Annotated in this window: 16 protein-coding genes; 10 read left to right on the forward strand and 6 right to left on the reverse strand. The window is 74.4% G+C overall.

What is annotated here, in order from left to right; all coding sequences use genetic code 11:
- The first annotated feature begins 38 nt into the window (after positions 1-38).
- Complete coding sequence (locus tag ACIQ87_RS07790) at positions 39-212, forward strand: hypothetical protein (RefSeq protein WP_402403086.1); 174 nt, start codon at positions 39-41, stop codon at positions 210-212.
- Positions 213-333: 121 nt separating this feature from the next.
- Positions 334-1461 carry a hypothetical protein gene (locus tag ACIQ87_RS07795; RefSeq protein WP_402403089.1) on the forward strand — a complete coding sequence of 376 codons (1128 nt, stop codon included), beginning with the start codon at positions 334-336 and terminating at the stop codon, positions 1459-1461.
- A 103-nt stretch (positions 1462-1564) separates the two neighbouring features.
- On the opposite strand, the gene ACIQ87_RS07800 is transcribed toward ACIQ87_RS07795, so the two are convergent.
- Complete coding sequence (locus ACIQ87_RS07800; RefSeq protein ID WP_402403092.1) at positions 1565-3325, reverse strand: DUF885 domain-containing protein; 1761 nt, start codon at positions 3323-3325, stop codon at positions 1565-1567.
- A 150-nt stretch (positions 3326-3475) separates the two neighbouring features.
- Positions 3476-3904 (reverse strand): DUF5997 family protein, encoded by a 429-nt coding sequence (locus ACIQ87_RS07805; protein WP_402403094.1) that lies wholly within the window; start codon positions 3902-3904, stop codon positions 3476-3478.
- A gap of 58 nt (positions 3905-3962) precedes the next feature.
- On the opposite strand from ACIQ87_RS07805, the gene ACIQ87_RS07810 reads away from it, so the two are divergent.
- Positions 3963-4808 carry a LysR family substrate-binding domain-containing protein gene (locus ACIQ87_RS07810; RefSeq protein ID WP_402403097.1) on the forward strand — a complete coding sequence of 282 codons (846 nt, stop codon included), beginning with the start codon at positions 3963-3965 and terminating at the stop codon, positions 4806-4808.
- Positions 4809-4862: 54 nt separating this feature from the next.
- Positions 4863-5444, forward strand: coding sequence for a DUF421 domain-containing protein (locus ACIQ87_RS07815; protein ID WP_402403100.1), 582 nt, complete (start codon positions 4863-4865; stop codon positions 5442-5444).
- 80 nt (positions 5445-5524) lie between these two features.
- Here ACIQ87_RS07815 and ACIQ87_RS07820 read toward each other — a convergent pair whose 3' ends face one another.
- Both ACIQ87_RS07820 and ACIQ87_RS07825 read right to left on the reverse strand, forming a co-directional pair.
- The gene (locus ACIQ87_RS07820) at positions 5525-6238 is read right to left on the reverse strand and encodes a rhomboid-like protein (RefSeq protein WP_402403103.1); all 714 of its coding nucleotides are present in this window, start codon (positions 6236-6238) and stop codon (positions 5525-5527) included.
- Positions 6239-6346: 108 nt separating this feature from the next.
- Entirely contained in the window at positions 6347-7696 is a 1350-nt protein-coding gene (locus tag ACIQ87_RS07825; protein ID WP_402403106.1) for a cytochrome P450, read from the reverse strand.
- A gap of 308 nt (positions 7697-8004) precedes the next feature.
- On the opposite strand from ACIQ87_RS07825, the gene ACIQ87_RS07830 reads away from it, so the two are divergent.
- On the forward strand, positions 8005-9408 hold the full coding sequence (locus ACIQ87_RS07830) for an amidase (RefSeq protein ID WP_402403108.1): 1404 nt from the start codon (positions 8005-8007) through the stop codon (positions 9406-9408).
- Between the two features lie 12 nt (positions 9409-9420).
- Here the strand turns inward: ACIQ87_RS07830 and ACIQ87_RS07835 are convergent, their stop codons facing one another.
- Positions 9421-11361, reverse strand: coding sequence for an FUSC family protein (locus ACIQ87_RS07835; RefSeq protein ID WP_402403111.1), 1941 nt, complete (start codon positions 11359-11361; stop codon positions 9421-9423).
- A 431-nt stretch (positions 11362-11792) separates the two neighbouring features.
- Here ACIQ87_RS07835 and ACIQ87_RS07840 point away from each other — a divergent pair, with 431 nt between their 5' ends.
- Genes ACIQ87_RS07840 through ACIQ87_RS07860 form a run of 5 tightly spaced genes read left to right on the forward strand, consistent with a single transcriptional unit; the run spans position 11793 to position 17458 of the window.
- Positions 11793-12902 (forward strand): phytanoyl-CoA dioxygenase family protein, encoded by a 1110-nt coding sequence (locus tag ACIQ87_RS07840; RefSeq protein ID WP_402403113.1) that lies wholly within the window; start codon positions 11793-11795, stop codon positions 12900-12902.
- A complete protein-coding gene (locus tag ACIQ87_RS07845; RefSeq protein WP_402403115.1) occupies positions 12884-14227 on the forward strand; it encodes a DUF6271 family protein in 1344 nt (447 codons plus the stop codon). The genes ACIQ87_RS07840 and ACIQ87_RS07845 overlap by 19 nt, the downstream gene beginning before the upstream one ends.
- Complete coding sequence (locus tag ACIQ87_RS07850) at positions 14224-15639, forward strand: type III PLP-dependent enzyme (RefSeq protein WP_402403118.1); 1416 nt, start codon at positions 14224-14226, stop codon at positions 15637-15639. The genes ACIQ87_RS07845 and ACIQ87_RS07850 overlap by 4 nt, the downstream gene beginning before the upstream one ends.
- The gene (locus ACIQ87_RS07855; RefSeq protein ID WP_402403121.1) at positions 15636-16223 is read left to right on the forward strand and encodes a GNAT family N-acetyltransferase; all 588 of its coding nucleotides are present in this window, start codon (positions 15636-15638) and stop codon (positions 16221-16223) included. The genes ACIQ87_RS07850 and ACIQ87_RS07855 overlap by 4 nt, the downstream gene beginning before the upstream one ends.
- 5 nt (positions 16224-16228) lie before the next feature.
- Entirely contained in the window at positions 16229-17458 is a 1230-nt protein-coding gene (locus ACIQ87_RS07860; RefSeq protein WP_402403123.1) for an MFS transporter, read from the forward strand.
- A gap of 72 nt (positions 17459-17530) precedes the next feature.
- Here the strand turns inward: ACIQ87_RS07860 and ACIQ87_RS07865 are convergent, their stop codons facing one another.
- Entirely contained in the window at positions 17531-17923 is a 393-nt protein-coding gene (locus tag ACIQ87_RS07865) for a MerR family transcriptional regulator (protein ID WP_402403126.1), read from the reverse strand.
- Between the last annotated feature and the right edge of the window lie 38 nt (positions 17924-17961).

Genomic DNA, 17961 nt, shown 5'->3' on the forward strand with positions numbered 1-17961 from the left:
GCGCGGAACCGTTTCCGTGACGGCGGCGAATCCGGCCGATGCTGATGCCGATGCCGATGCCGATGCCGATGCCGACGCCGACGCTGACGCTGACGCTGACGCTGACGCTGACGCCGATGCCGATGCCGATGCCGATGCCGATGCCGACGCTGACGCTGACGCTGACGCCGATGTCGACGCCGTGGCCGGTTCCGGTTCCGGGGGTGTCGTGAAGGGGCTGTGTTCGGCCGGAGTGGGACCGACTCCGGCCGAACCGCTACGCGGGCCCCGCGAAGGTGTCGTAGCCTGACGCGGACGCGGCGAAGCCGCGATCCGACCGGCGGGAGGGGAAGCATGAACGGGCTTGTGCGGAAAGCGCGTTGGCTTGGCGCGGTGGTGGCGGCGGGGGCGCTGCTGGTGACCGGGACGGGGGCGGTGGCGGCCGCGCCGGCCGGCCCGGCGGTGACGGTCCGGCAGGGCGTGGTCTCGGACACCCTGGTGGTGGGGGCGAAGGGCGAGTCGTTCACCGTCAGCCCGGACGGCAGCCGCGCGTTCGTGGTGGCCAGTTACGACATCGACCCGGGACACGGGGCCCGCGTGGTCCGCAGTCTCGACCTTCGGACCGGGGTGAGCACCGACCTGCTCACCGTCTCCTCCTTCGACATGGTCGGCCGTCCGACCGTCAGCCCGGACGGCAGCCGGGTCTACGTGACCGTCAACTGGGACCTGCTGACCTTCGACGCCGTCACCGGCGGGCTGCTCGCCCGGGTCGCCACGCCCGACCAGCCCCGTCCCGGAGCGATGACCAAGGGCGGGCTGCACGGGGTGACCGTCAGTCCGGACGGCACCCGGCTCTGGCTGTCCCAGTACGGCCCCTACGGCGTGCGCATGGGCAGCCGGGCCGGCCGCGTCCTCGCCTACGACCCCGCCACCCGGACCTTCCCCGGCAGCGTGACGCTCACCGGCTTCACCGTGAACCAGGTGGTGCTCGGCCCCGACGCCACCGACGCCTGGGTCGGCACCGCGGACAACCTGTACCACCTGGACGTCGAGGGCGCCGTCCCGGAGGTCATCGACCGGGTGGCGGACTTCGGCTTCGCCGAGGCGGTCGTGCCCGCCCCCGACGGCCGCACCGTCTACGCGAGCGGCTACCGCGAATGGGGCACCGTCTCCCTCGACACCCTCGACCCGGCGACGAACACCTTCCGGTCCGGCTTCTCCCTGGGGCCCTTCGACAACGACCCCCAGCTGCTCGGGGCGAGCCCCGACTCACGCCGGCTCCTCGTGTTCACCGGCGCGAAGACCGCACAGGCCGCGTTGCTCTCGTACGACCCCGCGACCGGCGCGGCCGTCCCCGGCGAGACCGTCACCGGCTTCGGTCTGGACTCCGTCGTCCAGGTCCGGCTCGGGGCGGACGGGCGCACCCTCTACCTGGCCGGGCTCCAGGGCGGTGACTCGGTCCTGCGGACCGTCCGGTTCTGACGGCGACCGGGCGGCACCGGGGGTGTGGAGCCCCCCGGTGCCGCCCGGCGGACGGCCCTGCGGCGGACGCGCAGCGATGGTGGGGCAGAGCGGGACGTGCGGCCTACTGCGCCGCGATCCAGTCCGTCACCAGTTCCTCCAGCACCCCCAGCGGCAGGCTGCCGTGCCCGATCAGCTGGTGGTGGAACTCCCGGACGTCGAACCGGGCGCCGAGCGCGGCCTCGGCCCGTTCCCGGTGCCGCACGATCTCCCGGCGGCCGATCAGGTAGGCGGTGGCCTGGCCCGGCCAGGCGATGTAGCGGTCGATCTCGTTGCGGACGTTGGCCCCGGGGGTCGCGGTGTTGGCCCGCAGGTAGGCCATCGCCCGTTCCCGGGACCAGCCGTAGTGGTGCATCCCGGTGTCCACCACCAGCCGGACCGCCCGCAGTGCGTCCATCGAGAGCATGCCGAACCGGGACAGCTCCGAGCTGTACAGCCCCATCTCGTCCGCGAGCCGCTCGGTGTACAGGCCCCAGCCCTCGACGTGGGCGGTCAGCTGGCCGCTCGGGTTCCGCCGGAACAGCGGCAGGTGGTGCAGGGTCCGGGCGAGGGCGAGCTGGAGGTGGTGGCCGGGCACGCTCTCGTGGAAGGCGAGCGCCTCGTACTCGTAGCTGAACCGGCTCTCCGGGCGCAGCGTGTTGATCCAGTGGGTTCCGGGCAGCCCGCCCGGGCCCGGCGGCTGGTAGTAGGCCAGCGGCGCGTTCTCCGCCTCGATCGGGTCGATCTCCCTGGTCACGCAGTCGGCGATCGGGTACGGGCGGAACCAGTCGGCGCAGGCGAGGCGGGCCCGCTCCAGCGCCCCGTCCACCAGGACGACGATCTCGGCCGCGCTGCCGAAGCGCAGCGAGCGGTCCTCGCGCAGCGCGGTCAGCACGGCCGCGGGGTCGGTGATGCCCAGGACCTTGCCGCCCAGCTCGGCGAACTCCTCGCGCAGCGCCGCCACGGCCTCCAGGCCGATCCGGTGCACCTCCTGCGGGGTGAGCCCCGGCCGGGTGAAGCGGGCGACGGCGTCCGCGTAGCCCTCGGCGCCGCCCGGCACGTGGCAGACCCCGGGCTTGTCGTCCGGCCGGGCGACCGGTGCCAGCTGCTGGGCCAGCCCGGCCCGGTAGCGGGCCACCGCCGGGCGGACGGCGTCCCGCACGATGGCCAGGGCGCGCTCGGACTCCCGGCGGCCGGCCAGCGGCCGCAGCAGCTGGTCCTCGGCCGGGGCGGTGGCCAGGTGGGCCTCCAGCTGGGCGACGGCGGCGTCGACCCCGCTGCGCGGCGGTCGGCGGCCCTCGGCGGCGGCGTCCAGGGTGCGGCGCAGCGTGGCGTCGAAGTAGCCGGGCAGGGCGGCGAGGCGCTCCAGGTAGGCGTCGGCGCCCTCCTGCTCGACCGAGGTCATGGCGAGCGCGGAGAAGGCCTCGTTCTGCGGGGCGACGATGGTCGCCGAGACGCTGAACTCGGCCAGCCCGTGGGTGATCCGGCCGATGCCGTTGTCGATCAGCCGGGCGAGCACCCGGTGGGTGATCCGGTCCTCGCCGGCCAGCGTGTCCGGCGGGATCGCGGCCAGCCGGCCGGCGAAGCCGCGCAGCGTCCCGCGGTGGTGGTGCGCGGCCTCGCGGGACGGGTCGGGCACCAGGTGGGCGTAGCCCCCGACCCCGCTGAGGGTCGCGTCGAACGGGTCGTGGGTGTTCTCGGCGGCGAAGAACTCGTCCGCGAGCGCGGCGAGCCCCGCGTGCCGAGGCAGCTCGGTGTCCCGAGGCCCGGTGTCCTGGGGCTGCCCCGCGTACTGGTGCCGTCCGGCGTCCTGAGTCCGCCCTGCGTCCTGAGGCTGCTCGATCACTGGTCGCTCCCCCGGTGCGGTTGCCGCGGTGCGGCGTACCGCCGCGCCCGATCCCGCCGATTATTCGGAGCGATCGACGGCCCGGTCAATACGCCGCGGCGGGAGGGGAGTTCCACCCCTTCCGCCACCGCCGCACCGAGGGGAGACGGGTCAGCGCGCCTGGGCGGCCTTGCCCTCCTGGGCGGCCTTGGCGGCGGCCTCCTTCTCGTGCTTCTCCTTGATCCGGGCGGTCTCCTTGCGGAGGTCCACCTGGTTGGCGCGCTCGTGCTGGAGCCAGAGCGGGTTCTCGGCCTTGACGGCCTCGATCTGCTCGGTGGTCAGCGCCTCCGTCACGCCGCCGCGGGCCAGGCCGGAGATCGAGATGCCGAGCTTGGCGGCGACCACCGGGCGCGGGTGCGGGCCGTTCTTGCGCAGGTCCTGGAGCCACTGCGGCGGCTCGGCCTGCAGCGCGTTCAGCTCCTCGCGGGAGACCACGCCCTCCTGGAAGTCGGTCGGCGCGGCGTCGAGGTAGATGCCCAGCTTCTTGGCCGCCGTGGCCGGCTTCATGGTCTGGCTGGTCTTCTGCTTGAGCGATGTCATGGTGACAAGGGTAAGGGAGCGCGCGGGCGCTTCCGGTCACGGTCGGTAGCCTTGCCCTGTGACAGACATGCAGGTGAACCCGTCCTTCCGGCTCGTGTACGTCCCGGGCGTGACCCCCGGCAAATGGGTCCGGGTCTGGAGCGAGCGGCTCCCGGACGTGCCGCTGGACCTCCTCGCGGTCCCGTTCGGCGATGCCGAGCGCACCCTGCGCGAGGGCGGCGCGGACGCCGGGCTGGTCCGGCTGCCGGTGGACAAGGACGTGCTGAGCGCGATCCCGCTCTACACCGAGACCACCGTGGTGGTCTTCCCCAAGGACCACTGGCTCGCCGCCGCCGAGGAGGTCCCGCTGGCGGACCTGGCCGAGGAGGTGGTCTTCCACCCGCTCGACGACTCCCTCGGCTTCACCGCCGAGACCCTGCCCGGGCGCCCCGCCATCGCGCGGCCGGACAGCACGGCGGACGCGATCGAGCTGGTCGCGGCGAACGTCGGCGTGCTCCTGGTGCCGCAGTCGCTGGCCCGGCTGCACCACCGCCGGGACCTCACCTACCGGCCGGTCGTGGAGGCGCCGCAGTCCCAGGTGGCGCTGTCCTGGCCGCAGGAGCGGACGACGGACCTGGTGGAGGAATTCATCGGGATCGTCCGCGGCCGTACGGTCAACAGCTCGCGCGGCCGCGGCGCCGGGCAGGCGGCGCCCGAGGCCCAGCCAGGGAAGGCGGCCCCGCGCAAGCCGCAGCAGCAGAAGCCCGGCGGGCAGAAGTCCGGCGCCCAGAAGGCGGCCGGGCAGAAGGCGGGTGGCCAGAAGGCCGGCGGCCAGCGGGCCGGGGGGCCGAAGGGCGCGAAGTCCGGAGGCGCCAAGGCCGGCGGGCGCGGTGCGGCGGCCCGGCGCGGCAGGCCGAAGCGGTGACCGAGGCGTAGCCTCTGCCCCGTTCCCAGCAGTCGAGGCGGGAGGAGCGGGGCAGTGTGGCACGACCTGGTGGCCGTCCAGATTCCGATCGTGGAGAAGGTCCTCCGCACGATCGCCGTCTACGCGTTGATCCTGGTGCTGTTCCGGCTCGCCGGGAAACGCGGGCTGGCGGGGCTCAACACCTTCGACATGGTGGTCGTGTTCCTGCTCTCCAACGTGGTGCAGAACGCCATCATCGGCAACGACAACAGCCTGCTCGGCGGCGTGATCGGGGCGGTCACCCTGGTCGCGGTGAACGCCGGCGTCACCCGCTGGCTCGCCCGCGACCCGAGGGCCGCCCGCGTCCTGGAGGGCAGGGCCACCACCGTGGTCCGGGACGGCAGGCTGGTGCCCGGAGCGCTGCGCGACCTGGCGCTGCGCCCGTCCGAGCTGGAGCACGCCATCCGGATCCAGAACGGCGACGACCTCGGTGAGGTGGCCCGCGCCCGGCTGGAGCCGGACGGGCAGCTGCTGGTCGAGATCAAGGCGGACGAGCAGAACGCCACCCGCGGCGACGTCGAGGAGTTGCGGCGCCGGCTGGCGGAGATCGAGCGGCTGCTCGCCGCCATCGCCGCTGACGGCCGCCCGCCCCGCTGACGCCGGCCTCGCTGACGCCGGCCCGCCCTCGCCTCGCCGGCGCCCGCCCCGCTGGCGCCCGCCCGGTTCTCGTGCGGGAGTCAGGCGGACCCCGGGGCCCCGGCGCGACGGCGGCGGGAGGCGGTGAGGGCCACCGCGGCGGCCAGGGCGAAGCCGAGCGCGGCGGCGAGGAGGTGGCCGACGGTGGTGAACTTCGGGAGCGGGCCTGGCCATTCGCCGCCGGCGAGCGGCCAGGCGACGACGAAGGCGGCCCAGGGCAGCCGGGCCCACCGGGGCACGGCGAGGGTGGCGAGGGCGAGGACGGTCTGGGCGCCGTAGCTGATGCCGTAGTCCGAGGCCTGCCGCACGCCCTGCGGGTACCAGCCGTGCCGCAGGGCGAGCACGATCACCGCGGCGGTGATCAGGGTCGCGCCGATGTGCCCGCCGAGGAAGACGGCGGCGGCGCGCAGGCCGCCGTAGCGGCGCTCGGTCCAGGCGAGGCAGCAGCAGACACCCAGGCCCAGGGCGATCAGGGTGGTGCCGAAGCCGGTGGAGAGGACCTCGGTGAGGGTGCCGTCGAAGAGCAGCGCGCTGCCGAACAGGGCGGTGACCGGGTGGTCGTGCAGGTTGTCGAGGTTGGTGCTGATGTGGTCGCGGAGCGCGTCCGCCCGGTCGGCGGCGAGCACGCTCTCGACCCAGACGTGCCCGAGCAGGAGCAGGACGACGTAGCCGAAGGTCAGCGGTGAGCGGCGCGGGTACGTCCGGACGGCGTGCAGCGCGCGGGTCAGGAGGCCCCGTGGGGTTCGAGCGTTCATGGCGTGGTGGTGTCCCGGTCGAGCGGCCTGGTTCCGGCCGGCGCCCGTGCGGCCGGCCACGCCGGGACAGTACCGAAGCCCCGTCCCCGGACGCCGGTCGGCGTCCGGTCAGCGGACCCGGCGGGTCAGCCGCGCGGTGAAGGGCCGGGGCGCGAGGGAGGAGCTGCGCCGGGGGCGGACCGGCCGGCCGGGGGCGGGGGTGATGGTCCAGCGGGCGGCGATGGTGGCGATGGCGAGGACGGCCGCGGTGGTGCCGAAGTCGTCGCCGATGCAGCGGCGGGCGCCGAGGCCGAACGGCGTGTAGGTGCCGGGGGCGGGGCTGGCGGTGGTGAGCCAGCGGTCGGGGTCGAAGCGGTGGGGGCGGGGGAACAGGTCGGCCCGGCGGTGCAGCAGGTAGGGGCTGAACAGCAGGGTGGTGCCGGCCGGGACGTGGTGGCCGCCGAGCTCCGCGTCGGTGGTGGCGGTGCGGCTGAGGATCCACGGCGGCGGGTAGAGCCGCAGGGTCTCGCTGACGATACGCGCTGTGAGCGGCAGGGCGGGCAGGTCCTCGTGGCGGGCGGGACGGCCGTCCAGGACGGTGTCCAGCTCGGCGTGCAGCCGGCCGCGGACGGCCGGGTTGGCGGCGAGCAGCGTCCAGGCCCAGGAGAGGGTGGCGGCGGTGGTCTCCACGCCGGCGAGCAGGAAGGTGAGCACCTGCTCGTGGATCTCGGCGTCGGACAGGCCCAGGCCGTCCTCGTCCGTGGCGGCGAGCAGCGTGGAGAGCAGGTCGGGCCGGTCGGTGCCGGTGGCGCGGTGGTCGGCGATCAGCCGCCGGGTGAGCTCCCGGAGGTCCTGCCGGGCGCGGTGGAAGCGGCGGTTGCCGGGGGTGGGGAGGCGGTCGGCGCCGGGCAGCGGCAGCAGCACCCGCCGGGCGAGGCCGCGGGTCACGACGTCCATGCTCCGGTGCACCGGCGGCGAGCCGGCCCGCTCGTGCGCGGCGAACAGGCAGCGGGCGGTGACGGCGGTGCTGAGACGGTGCATCGCGGCGGGGACGTCGATCACGTCGCCGTCGTGCCAGCGGGCGGTGGCGCCGGCGATCTCCTCGGCCATCAGGGCGGCGTGGGCGGGCAGCCGTTCACGGTGGAAGGCGGGCTGCAGCATCCGGCGCTGGTGCCGGTGGACGGCGGCGGGGCAGGTGGCGAGGCCGTTGCCGACGACCTCCCGTGTCATGTCGAGGAGGGGCCCGCCCTTGTCGAAGGTGTGGTCGTCGGCGAGCATCCGGCGGACCAGCTCGGGGTGGCAGACCACGTACGCGTGGAGCGGGCCGAGCCGCAGCCGGACGAGGTCGCCGTGGGCGGGCAGCCGGGCCACGAACTCGTGCGGGCGGTGGAGCAGGGCGGGGGCGTGGCCGAGCAGGGGGAGGCCGCCGGGGGCGAGGGCCGCGGTGAACCGGGTGGTCGGGAAGAAGGGGGTCGGCACGGGCGTCACCTTGGTTGGGGCGGGAGGACCGGGACGAATCGTGAACGTGATCTTTCCCGGCGGCGTACGGCGAAACGATCGTGGACCGGCGGACGGGGTGAACGCGGGGGCGTGGGTTGAACGGTCGTGCGCCCTCGGCGATGTGACGAATCGTTCATCCGCGAAACGGCGCCCCGGCTCGGCGGAGGCTGCCGGTCACGCCTAGACTCGAAGCCTTGCGAGATTACCGGTCAGTAGAACCGGGCAGGAACGACCAGCCGGTGCGATCGCCGGACGGCGGGGCGCCCGGCAGGGAGTGGGGAGTTCGGATGACCGACGAGCGGGTCCACGCGTTCGCCGACGACGCCCTGGGCGCCCACGACGCGGTGGCCCTCGCCGCACTGGTGCGGGCCGGCGAGGCCGACCCGAGGGAGCTGGTCCGCGCGGCCGTCGACCGGGCGGCCCGGGTGGACGGCGCGCTGCTGCCCGTCGCCCACGCCTCGTACGACAGGCCGCGGATCAGCCGGGAGGGCATCGGCGGCCCGCTGTGGGGCGTGCCGACGTACCTCAAGGACAACGTGGACCTGCGCGGCCTGCCGACGGCGATGGGCAGCGCGGCCTACCGCGCCCGACCGGCCCGCCGCAACGCGCGCTTCACCGACCAGTTCCTCGCCAGCGGCCTCGCCGTCCTCGGCAAGACCAGGCTGCCCGAGTTCGGCCTCAACGCCTCCACCGAGTTCGCCGCCGCCCCGCCGGTGCGCAACCCCTGGAAGCCCTCCCACTCGGCCGGTGCCTCCTCCGGCGGCTCGGCGGCCCTGGTGGCCTCCGGCGTGGTGCCGATCGCGCACGCCAACGACGGGGGCGGCTCGATCCGCATCCCGGCGGCCTGCTGCGGGCTGGTCGGGCTCAAGCCCACCCGGGGCCGGCTGGTCACCAACGCCCAGAGCGGCAAACTGCCGATCGACCTGGTCACCGACGGCGTGCTGACCCGCTCGGTGCGCGACACCGCCGCCTTCTTCGCCGCCGCCGAGCGGCACCGCGCCAACCCCGCGCTGCCCCCGCTCGGCCTGGTCGAGGGACCGGGTGAACGGCGGCTGCGGATCGGCCTGGTGGTGGACTCGCCGATCGCCAAGACCGACGAGCCGACCAGGCGGGTCGTCGAGGAGACGGCCGCCCGGCTGGAGGCGATGGGCCACCTGGTCGAGCCGACCGAACTGCCCTTCGGCGAGGAGTTCTCCCGTGACTTCGTCAGCTACTGGGGCTACATCGCCTGGGCCATCGCGGCCACCGGCCGGCTGCTGATCGACCCGAGCTTCCGGGCCGGGAAGCTGGACGGCCTGACCACCGGGCTGCGCCGCCGGTTCCAGGCCGAGTTCCCGCGGACCCCCGGCGTGCTGCGGCGGCTGCGCCGGGCCGAGGGCGTGTACGCGCGGATCTTCCACGGCCACGACGTGATCCTCTCCCCGGTGCTCGCCCACACCGCCCCGCCGATCGGGCACCTGAGCCCGAACGTCGACTTCGACGAGCTGATGGACCGGCTGATGCGCTACGTCGCCTTCACCCCGGTCAACAACGTGACCGGCGGCCCGGGCATCGCGCTGCCGGCCGGCTCCGCGCCCGGCGGGCTGCCGGTCGGGGTGCACCTGTCGGCGGCGCACGGGCAGGAGCGGCTGCTGCTGGAACTGGCCTTCGCGCTGGAGGCGGACCGGCCCTGGCGGCGGATCCAGGACTGACCCCGGCGCCGCTCAGGCCGCCGGCGCCGCCACCGAGCGGGCCGCGTGCACCTCGCGGTGCAACCGGGCCAGCGCGCAGTCCGGCGACAGCACGTCCGGCTCCGCCAGCGGCAGCGGCGCCCCGGTGCGCAGCGCCTCGGCCAGGGCGGTCAGCTCCCGGGCGACGGCGGCGACGTCCTCGGGGGTCGGCACCGGCGCGCCGTGCTCGATCCGCACCCGGGTGGCCGTGGTGGTGTCCACGATCCGCTCGACCGCGATCACCAGCGGCCACCACGCCTCCGCCCGGGGGCCGACCGGCGGGGGCTCGGTGAGCGCCCGCTGGAACTCGCTGCGCACCGTGGACAGGTCCCGGTAGAGCCGCCGCCGGTAGTGGGCGCGGGCCGGTTCGTCCTGTCCGGGCGCGGTGGTGAGGGCCAGCGACACGTACGAGGCGGTGTCCTGGACGGCGTCGGCGAGACGGTCGCCGATCCGGGTGTGCCAGGACTCGGGCCACAGCAGGTAGCCGACCAGCAGCGCGATGCCGCAGCCGATCAGCGAGTCGTAGAGCCGGGGCAGCACCAGGTGGAAGCCCTGGTGGTTGAGCAGGTCGGAGAGCAGCAGGATGACCGGGGTGATGGCCGCGGTCTGGAAGGCGTACCCCTTGACGGACAGCGCGGGGATCAGCGCGGCCAGCGCCGCCATCACCGGGACGTCCCACCAGCCGCGCGGCACCTCGGCCAGCACCGGGATGGCGATCAGCAGCCCGGCCGCGGTGCCGAGCGCGCGCAGCAGCGCGCGGGAGAACACCGAGCCGAAGTCGGGCTTCATCACGAAGGTCACGGTCAGCGCCACCCAGTACGAGCGGGGCACCGCGATCGCCGAGACCAGCACCTGCGCCAGCCCGATGCACAGCGCCAGCCGCAGCCCGTACCGCCAGGAGGTGTCGGACAGCAGCAGTGCCCTGGCCGCGCGCCGGGCCCGGACCGTGAGGTGGGCGGGCCGGCCGAGCCGGTCCTCGTCGGCGTACGGGTCGGGCGCGGCCTCGTACACGACGGCGGCGGCGTACCGGACCGCCTCGGCCAGCGCGCGGGTGGACGGGCCGGCCGGGACCGGCAGGTCGAGCGGCGGGGGCGGGCCGGTGCGGCCCCGCTCGACGGCGTCGGCCAGCGCGCGCACGGCGGCCGGGTAGCCGGCGGACAGCGGGCCGAACTCGGGCGGGCGCAGCTGGGCCGCCGGGGCCGCCTCGACCACCGGGATCACCGCGTTGAGCTGGGCGAGCAGCCGCACCAGGGTGGGTGAGCGGCCGTGCTGCCGGGCCCGGCGGGCGAGCAGCAGGTCGTAGGACTGGTTCAGCGAGCGGGTGAGCTCGCGGCGGCGGCCGTCGTACTCCGGTGTGCCGGCGGCCTCCAGCAGGTCGGCGACCGCCCGGTAGGTGTCGGCCACCACCACCCGCTCGGGGACGCCCAGGCGCAGCGGCCAGGCGAGCAGGGTCAGGGCGAGCACGACCAGGCCGCCGAGCAGCAGCAGGGCGGGCGGCAGCCACCAGGGCGAGGGCAGCGGCAGGCCGGCCCCGACGACGGCGTTGAGCAGCAGGAGCAGTCCGGAGACGGAGGCGACCGCGCCGATCGAGGAGATCATGCCGGAGACCAGCGCGACGAGGGTCACCGCCGCGACGGCCGCCCAGCCGGACCCGAACACCAGGGTGCCGCACAGCATCCCGAGGGCGCCGAACAGCTGGGGCACGGCGATGTTGAACACCCGCATCCGGTACGCGTCGGCGGTGTCCCCGATGACTCCGGACAGCGCGCCCATCGACACCAGCGCGCCGTACGCGGGCCGCCCGGTGGCGGTGCCCACCGCGAGCGGGGCGGCGAGCGCGACGGAGGCGCGGACGACCGCGGCCCGGGGGATCGGCGCGGCCCGGGGCCGCAGGCCCTCGGTCAGCCACGGGGGAGCCGTCAGCGCGCGTGCCATACGCCCAACGTACGGCCGGCCCGTGCGGTTCACCGTTCGCGCTTATGTCAATTCCGGAAACATACCCGCGCTTATGTCAGTCTCCGAAACATAAAGCGAACCCCGAGAGGCGTTGTGAGCTGCGCCGATTTCCCAATCGGTAACCCGAGGGAAAGGGTTGACACCATTAGTTGGTCTAGTCCAACGTATGGAGAGCGCGGTCCGGCAGTGGCTGATGTGGGGTGAGACGACCTGCCGGGCGGGCGAGTTGGCCCCCTGACGTGGCGCTGTTCCGTGCCCGTGGGGCGAGGCGGCAAGGACCGTGTGCGGACGGACCCTCCGCTGCGTGCCCGAATTCCCGCCGCGGCCGTCGACCGGCCGTCGACCCGCCGTGCCCGCACCGAGCGCATGAGGAAGCGCTGCGCCGACTACGAACCATGGAGTGACTGCCCATGCCGAGCCCTGCCGAACGCCCCGACGCGCCCGCCGGGGAGTACCTGTACCGGGCCGCGTCGGAGCGCCCCTACTTCAGCGCCGACACCGAGAGCTACCTCGCCCGCACCGCACTGCGCGACATCCGCAAGAAGCACCCGCTGCGGGTGCTCTCCGAGGAGGACCACGCGTTCTGGCAGACCTACGGCTACGTGGTGGTGAAGCAGGCGATCCCGGCCGAGGCCGCGCGCCGACTGCTCGACTTCGCCTGGGAGTTCCAGGGCCTGTCGCCGGACCGCCCCGAGGAGTGGTACCGCGAGCGCGACTACCGCGACGAACTCGACCGGCACCTGCACATCTACGGGTTCGTCGAGGCCTACCACCACCAACTCCTCTGGGACAGCCGCCAGTCGCAGCGCGTCTACGACGCCTTCGTGGACGTCTGGGACTGCGAGGAGCTCTGGGTCACCCTCGACCGGCTCAACCTCAACCCGCCCAACGTCCGCAACCGCGACCGCGCGCTGATCGAGCCCACCGACCGCGGCTTCGACATCGAGCTGCACTGGGACGTCGACACCACCCAGGGCATCCTGCCGCAGCGCGTCCAGGGCATCATCGCGCTCGACGACACCGCCCCCGACCACGGCGGTTTCCAGTGCGACCCGGAGCTGTTCCGCCGCTTCAACGAGTGGCAGGCCGCCCAGCCGGCCGACCGCGACCCGATCCGCCCCGACGTCGACCGCACCGAGTTCCCCGTCGTGCGGCCCGAGTTGAAGGCCGGCGACCTGCTGATCTGGAACGGCCTGCTCGCCCACGGCGTGGAGCGCAACACCTCCGAGAACGGCGTGCGCGCGGTGCAGTACCTGTCGATGATGCCGGCCCTGGAGGAGTCCGAGAAGCTGCGCCGCTCCCGGGTGGAGTCCTGGCGCACGCTCGCCACCCCGGACTGGAACCGCACCCTGGTCGGCGACGCCGACCGGCCCGAGGCCCAGCGCTACGGGACCGCCGAACTCACCGAACTGGGGGAGAAACTGCTCGGCCTGCGGTCCTGGAGCGGCAAGCCCTTCGAGGAGCACGGGAACGACCGGCCGGCCGCCACGGGGGAGCGGGAATGCGCGACGTCTGCCTGACCCTGCCCACCAACCGCGAGTGCGCGGACACCATCACCGCGATCGGCGCCGAAGCCGCCCACGCCGTACGGCGGTTCGGCGTCCGGGTGCACCTGCTGGTGCTGGACTCCGCCGACCCGGCGGCCAGGCAACGGCACGCCGCGGCGCTCACCGCCCTGCCGGCCGTCGAGGGCGTGGTCGTCCACCACCTGGACGAGGACGCCCAACGCGCCTTCCTGCGCTCGGTGATCGAGCGCTCCGGAGCGGCCGGCGAGGTCGGAGCGGACCGGCTGCTGGACCTCATGCTGCCGGACGCCGTCTCCTACGGAGCCTGCACCAACCGGGCGTTCCTGCTGGCCGCCGCCCTCGGCTGCGAGTCGGTGCACCGCCGGGACTCCGACAGCCGCTACCAACTGCTCGACGGCGAACCGGTGTTCCCGATCGAGCACGAGCTGGCCACGCTCGGGCTGAAGGCCGCCGACGCGGCCGCCGCCGTCACCCGGAACACCCTGGACCCGGTGCACGCGGACAAGCAGGTCGCCCTGGTCGGCGCCTCCTTCGTCGGTGAACTCTCCGTCGACATCGGCGAGATCCGCGAACTCGACCCCGAGGTCTACCACGACGTGGTCGCGCTCTGGGCACCCACCGGCGCGAGCGAGGAGGAGAAGCGCGAACTGGTCGCCGAGTCCTTCACCGGAGGCGGCACCGAACCGTTCACCACCGACCGCGCGGTGCTCGACCTGCCCGACATCTGGCACATCGACATGTGCAACATCGGCCTCCACCACGAGGTGTACGAGCGGGTGCCGCTGCCGCCCGCCACCGACACCATCGGCAGCGACTACTTCCTGCACCACCTGGTGCGTGACGCGACCCTGCCGGGCGTCACCCACAACCGCCACATCGTCAACTACCACACCCCGGAACGGCGCACCGGCCCCGGCTTCACCGCCTACCAGCTGCGCTACGCCAAGTTCCTGCTGTCGATGCTCTACCTCTACCCGGTCTACTCCGAGATGGAGGCCGCCGGCGACGCCCTGCTCGACGAGCAGCACCACGTCCGCCCCGAGCCGATCGCCGACTCCGCCCGCCGCAGCGCCGCGACGGACCGCGCGGAGAACCACCGCAGGCTCGCCGAACTCGACCGCTGCTACCGGCGGCTCGGCGGGAAGTACGCCGAGTTCGCCGACCACCTGGCGCCCCTGCGGGCGCGCCTGCTCGACGAGGCGCAGGCGGACATCGAGGACTTCGCGACACTGATCGACGCGTGGGGCCCGCTGGTGCGGGCGAGCAAGGCCACCCCCGCCGACCGGCTGCCGCGCCAGCCGAGGGGGAGCTCCGCGTGACACACCAGACCACGAAACACCAGACCACGAAACACCAGACCATGGCGCACCAGGCCGTGACCCCGCAGGCCGCGACACCGCAGGCCGTGACGCACCAGACCGCGGCACAGCACGCCGCGGCGCAGCACACCGCGGCACACCGGACCACGAAGACCACGCACCGCATCCCGGCCGTCTCCGCGGTGCACACCGACGCGCCCCCGGCGAACCCGCCGGGCCCCGACGAGCACGACCACTCCGCGCTGCGTGCCGCGCTCGCCGCCGCCACCGAGGACGTCATCATCTACGACCTCGACGGCATCGGCCGTCAGTACGCCGCGTTGTGCGCCGAACTGCCGGGCGTGGCCGTCCGGTTCGCGATGAAGGCCTGCCCGGTGGACGAGGTGCTCGGGCACCTCGCGGGGCTCGGCTCCGGCTTCGACGCGGCCAGCCCGCAGGAGATCGCCCAGGCGCTGCGCACCGGAGTGCCGCCCGGGCTGATCCACTACGGCAACACCGTCAAGTCGGACCGCAACATCGCCGAGGCCCACCGGCTGGGCGTGCGCGACTTCGCCACCGACAGCCTGGAGGACGTCGCGGCGATCGCCGAACACGCCCCCGGCGCACGGGTGTTCTGCCGGATCGCGACCAGCGGCGAGGGCGCGCTGTGGGGCCTGAGTCACAAGTTCGGCTGCTCGCCCGAGGACGCGCTGCGGGTGCTCGACGAAGCTCGTACCGCCGGGCTGGTGCCCTCCGGCCTGTCGGTGCACGTCGGCTCCCAGCAGATGACCTCCGAGGCCTGGGGCGCGGCGATCGACTCGCTGGCCGCCGTGCTGGAGGCGCTCAACTGGCGCGGCATCACCCCCACCCGGATCAACCTCGGCGGCGGTCTGCCGGCCCTCGGCGTCCTGGACCGCAGCGGGCGCCCGCTGGACCCGCCACTGGACAAGATGTTCACGGTGATCCGCGAGGGCATGGAACGGCTGCGCGCCGTCAACGCCGGGCCGCTGGAGTTCCTGCTGGAGCCCGGGCGCCACCTCGTCGCCGACCACGGCGCGATCCGCGCCCACGTCTCCCGGCTCACCTCCCGCCGCCGCCTCGACGGCACCCGGGACGACTGGCTGTACCTGAGCTGCGGCAAGTTCAACGGCCTGTACGAGATGGACCAGCTCCAGTACCGGCTGGAGTTCCCCACCCACCCCGGCGGCCAGTTCGTCAACGCTGTCGTCGCCGGCCCGACCTGCGACAGCGACGACGCGTACGCGCAGGAGGACGGCCTGGTGCGCGTCCCGCGCGCGCTCGGCTCCGGAGACCCGGTCTGGATCCACTCCTGCGGCGCGTACGCCACGGCCTACGCCACCCAGGGGTTCAACGGTTTCGCGCCCCTGCCGTACACCTGCGTCGGCGGGCGCCGCGAGGAAGGAAGCGCATGAGCGAGTACCGCATCCGGCTGCTCCGGGAGGAGGACTGGGACGAGGTGGTCGCGCTGGAGGAGCGCGCCTACGCCGCCAGCGGCCTGTCCGAGGGCCGGGAGGCGCTGCGTTCCCGGCACCGCGCCTCGCCGGACACCTGCTTCGTGCTGGAGCACGAGGGCGGCCTCGGCGGCTACCTGCTCGCCCTGCCGTACCCGCTGTTCCACTGCCCGGACCTCAGCCGCAGCGAGGACGAGGACGGGACCGCGCCCGGCACGGGCGAGCGGCCGACCAACATGCACGCCCATGACCTGGTGATCTCCGAGGACCTGCGCGGCCGGGGCCTGTCCCTGCGGATGCTGCGGCACCTGGAGGAGACCGCCCGGGCGGCCGGCTACCGCACCGCCTCGCTGGTCGCCGTCCGCGGTTCGCACGTGCTGTGGACCCCGCTGGGCTACCGCGCCCGGCCCGAGATCGACCTGCCCGAGAGCTACGGCACCCGGGCGGTCTACATGGCGATGCCGCTGGACGCCGTCCCGGCCCGGCCGCTGCCGCACTCCACCGACCCGGTCCCCGGGCCGCGTCCCAGAGCCGAAGTGGGCTGATACCGATGTCCCCCGTTCGCGACGAGTTCCGCCGGTCCCAAGTGGCCATCGGCGCACTGTTCTTCGTCCTCGGATTCCAGTACGCGACCTGGGTCTCCCGGGTGCCCGCGCTCAAGGCCAGGCTCGACCTGGGCGAGGCCCAGATCGGCCTGCTGCTGATGACCTGCGGCATCGGCGCGGCGGTGTCCTTCCCCGTGGTCGCGGTGCTGATGCGGCGGTTCGGCTCCCGGCTGCTCTCGGTGCTGTCCGCGCTCGCCCTCGGCGTGATCCTGCTCGCCCTGTCGGTGGTGCCGAACTACCCGGTCACACTGCTGGTGCTGTTCTTCGACGGCGTCGCGGTCGGCTGTCTGAACGTCGCGATGAACGCCCAGGGTGCCGCGCTCGAGGCCCGCTTCGAGCGGACCACGATGTCCAGGCTGCACGCCACCTTCAGCGCCGGCTCGCTGCTCGCCGCGTTGTTGGCCTCGGGCGTCACCTCAGCCACCGGCACCCTGGCGGTGCACTTCGGGCTCGCCGCCGCGCTGCTCGCGGTGCTGGTGGTGGCCGCCCGGCCGGGGCTGCTCGCGGACGGCCCGGCCGCGGCGGCCGACGCCGTGGGGGATGCCGCCGACGCGGTGGAGAAGAAGCAGCGCCGCGGCTTCGTGCTGCCGACCGTCGCGACCCTGTGGATGGGTCTGGCGATGGTGTTCGGCACCGTCACCGAGGGCGCCATGAACGACTGGTCGGCGCTCTACCTCAAGGACTACGTGCACGCCGGCGCCGGACTCGCCCCGATGGGCATCGCGGTGGTCTCGGTGATGATGGTCTGCGCCCGGATCTTCGCGGACGGCTGGCGCACCCGCTTCGGCGACGGCCGGATCGTGCGCACCGGCAGCCTGCTGGCCGGCCTCGGACTCGCCCTCGCGCTGGCGGTCGGCGGCGTGGTCCCGACCCTGCTCGGCTTCGCCTGCGTCGGCCTCGGCGTGGCCGCGGTGACCCCGTGCGTCTACGTCGCCGCCGCCCGGCAGGGCGCCGACGCCCTCTCGCTGGTCGCCGCCATGGGCACCACCGGCCTGCTGGCCGGCCCCGCCGTGATCGGCTTCATCGCCGGTGCCACCAGCCTGCTCTGGGGCATGGCCGCCGTCGCCGCCTCGGCGGCCGTCGTCTCCCTCTGCGCGACCAGGATCAGCTGGACCGGCCGGGACAGCGCCGCCGCCCCGGCCGCCGACGTCCGACTCGCCGCCGACGCGTCCTGATCCCCCCCGCACGCCCGTCCGGCACCTCCCGCAACCCCCGTCGCGAGGTGCCGGACGGGCTTCCCGCATCCGTCAGGCCTCGGCCGGCACGTCCGAGCCGCCGGTCGCGATGTGGTGGGCGAGCTTGGCGCGCAGCGCGGTGAGGCGGGCGATCTCGACGTCCAGGGCGGCCAGTCGGGCGTGGACGACGGGTGCGAAGGTGTCCGGGCCGGGAGAGCCGGAGCAGCGGACCGGCGGGTCCTGGCCGAGCAGGTCGAGGCGGTGGGCCCGGCTGGCCAGGTCGTCCACCGTCAGCCCCACGGCGAGGAGTTGGCGGATCACCCGGACCCGGGCGACGTCGTCCGGGCCGTACTCGCGCTGGCCGGAGGCGGAGCGGGCCGGCGGGTGGATCAGGCCGCGCTGCTCGTAGAAGCGCAGTGCCCTGGGCGTGGTGCCCGCCGCTGCCGCCGCGTCGCCGATCCGCATGCCCGCTCCCTGGTCGTCGTACCCGGTCGTCGTACCGG

Origin of the sequence: Kitasatospora sp. NPDC096204 (assembly GCF_044763205.1) — a bacterium.
GTDB lineage: Bacteria > Actinomycetota > Actinomycetes > Streptomycetales > Streptomycetaceae > Kitasatospora.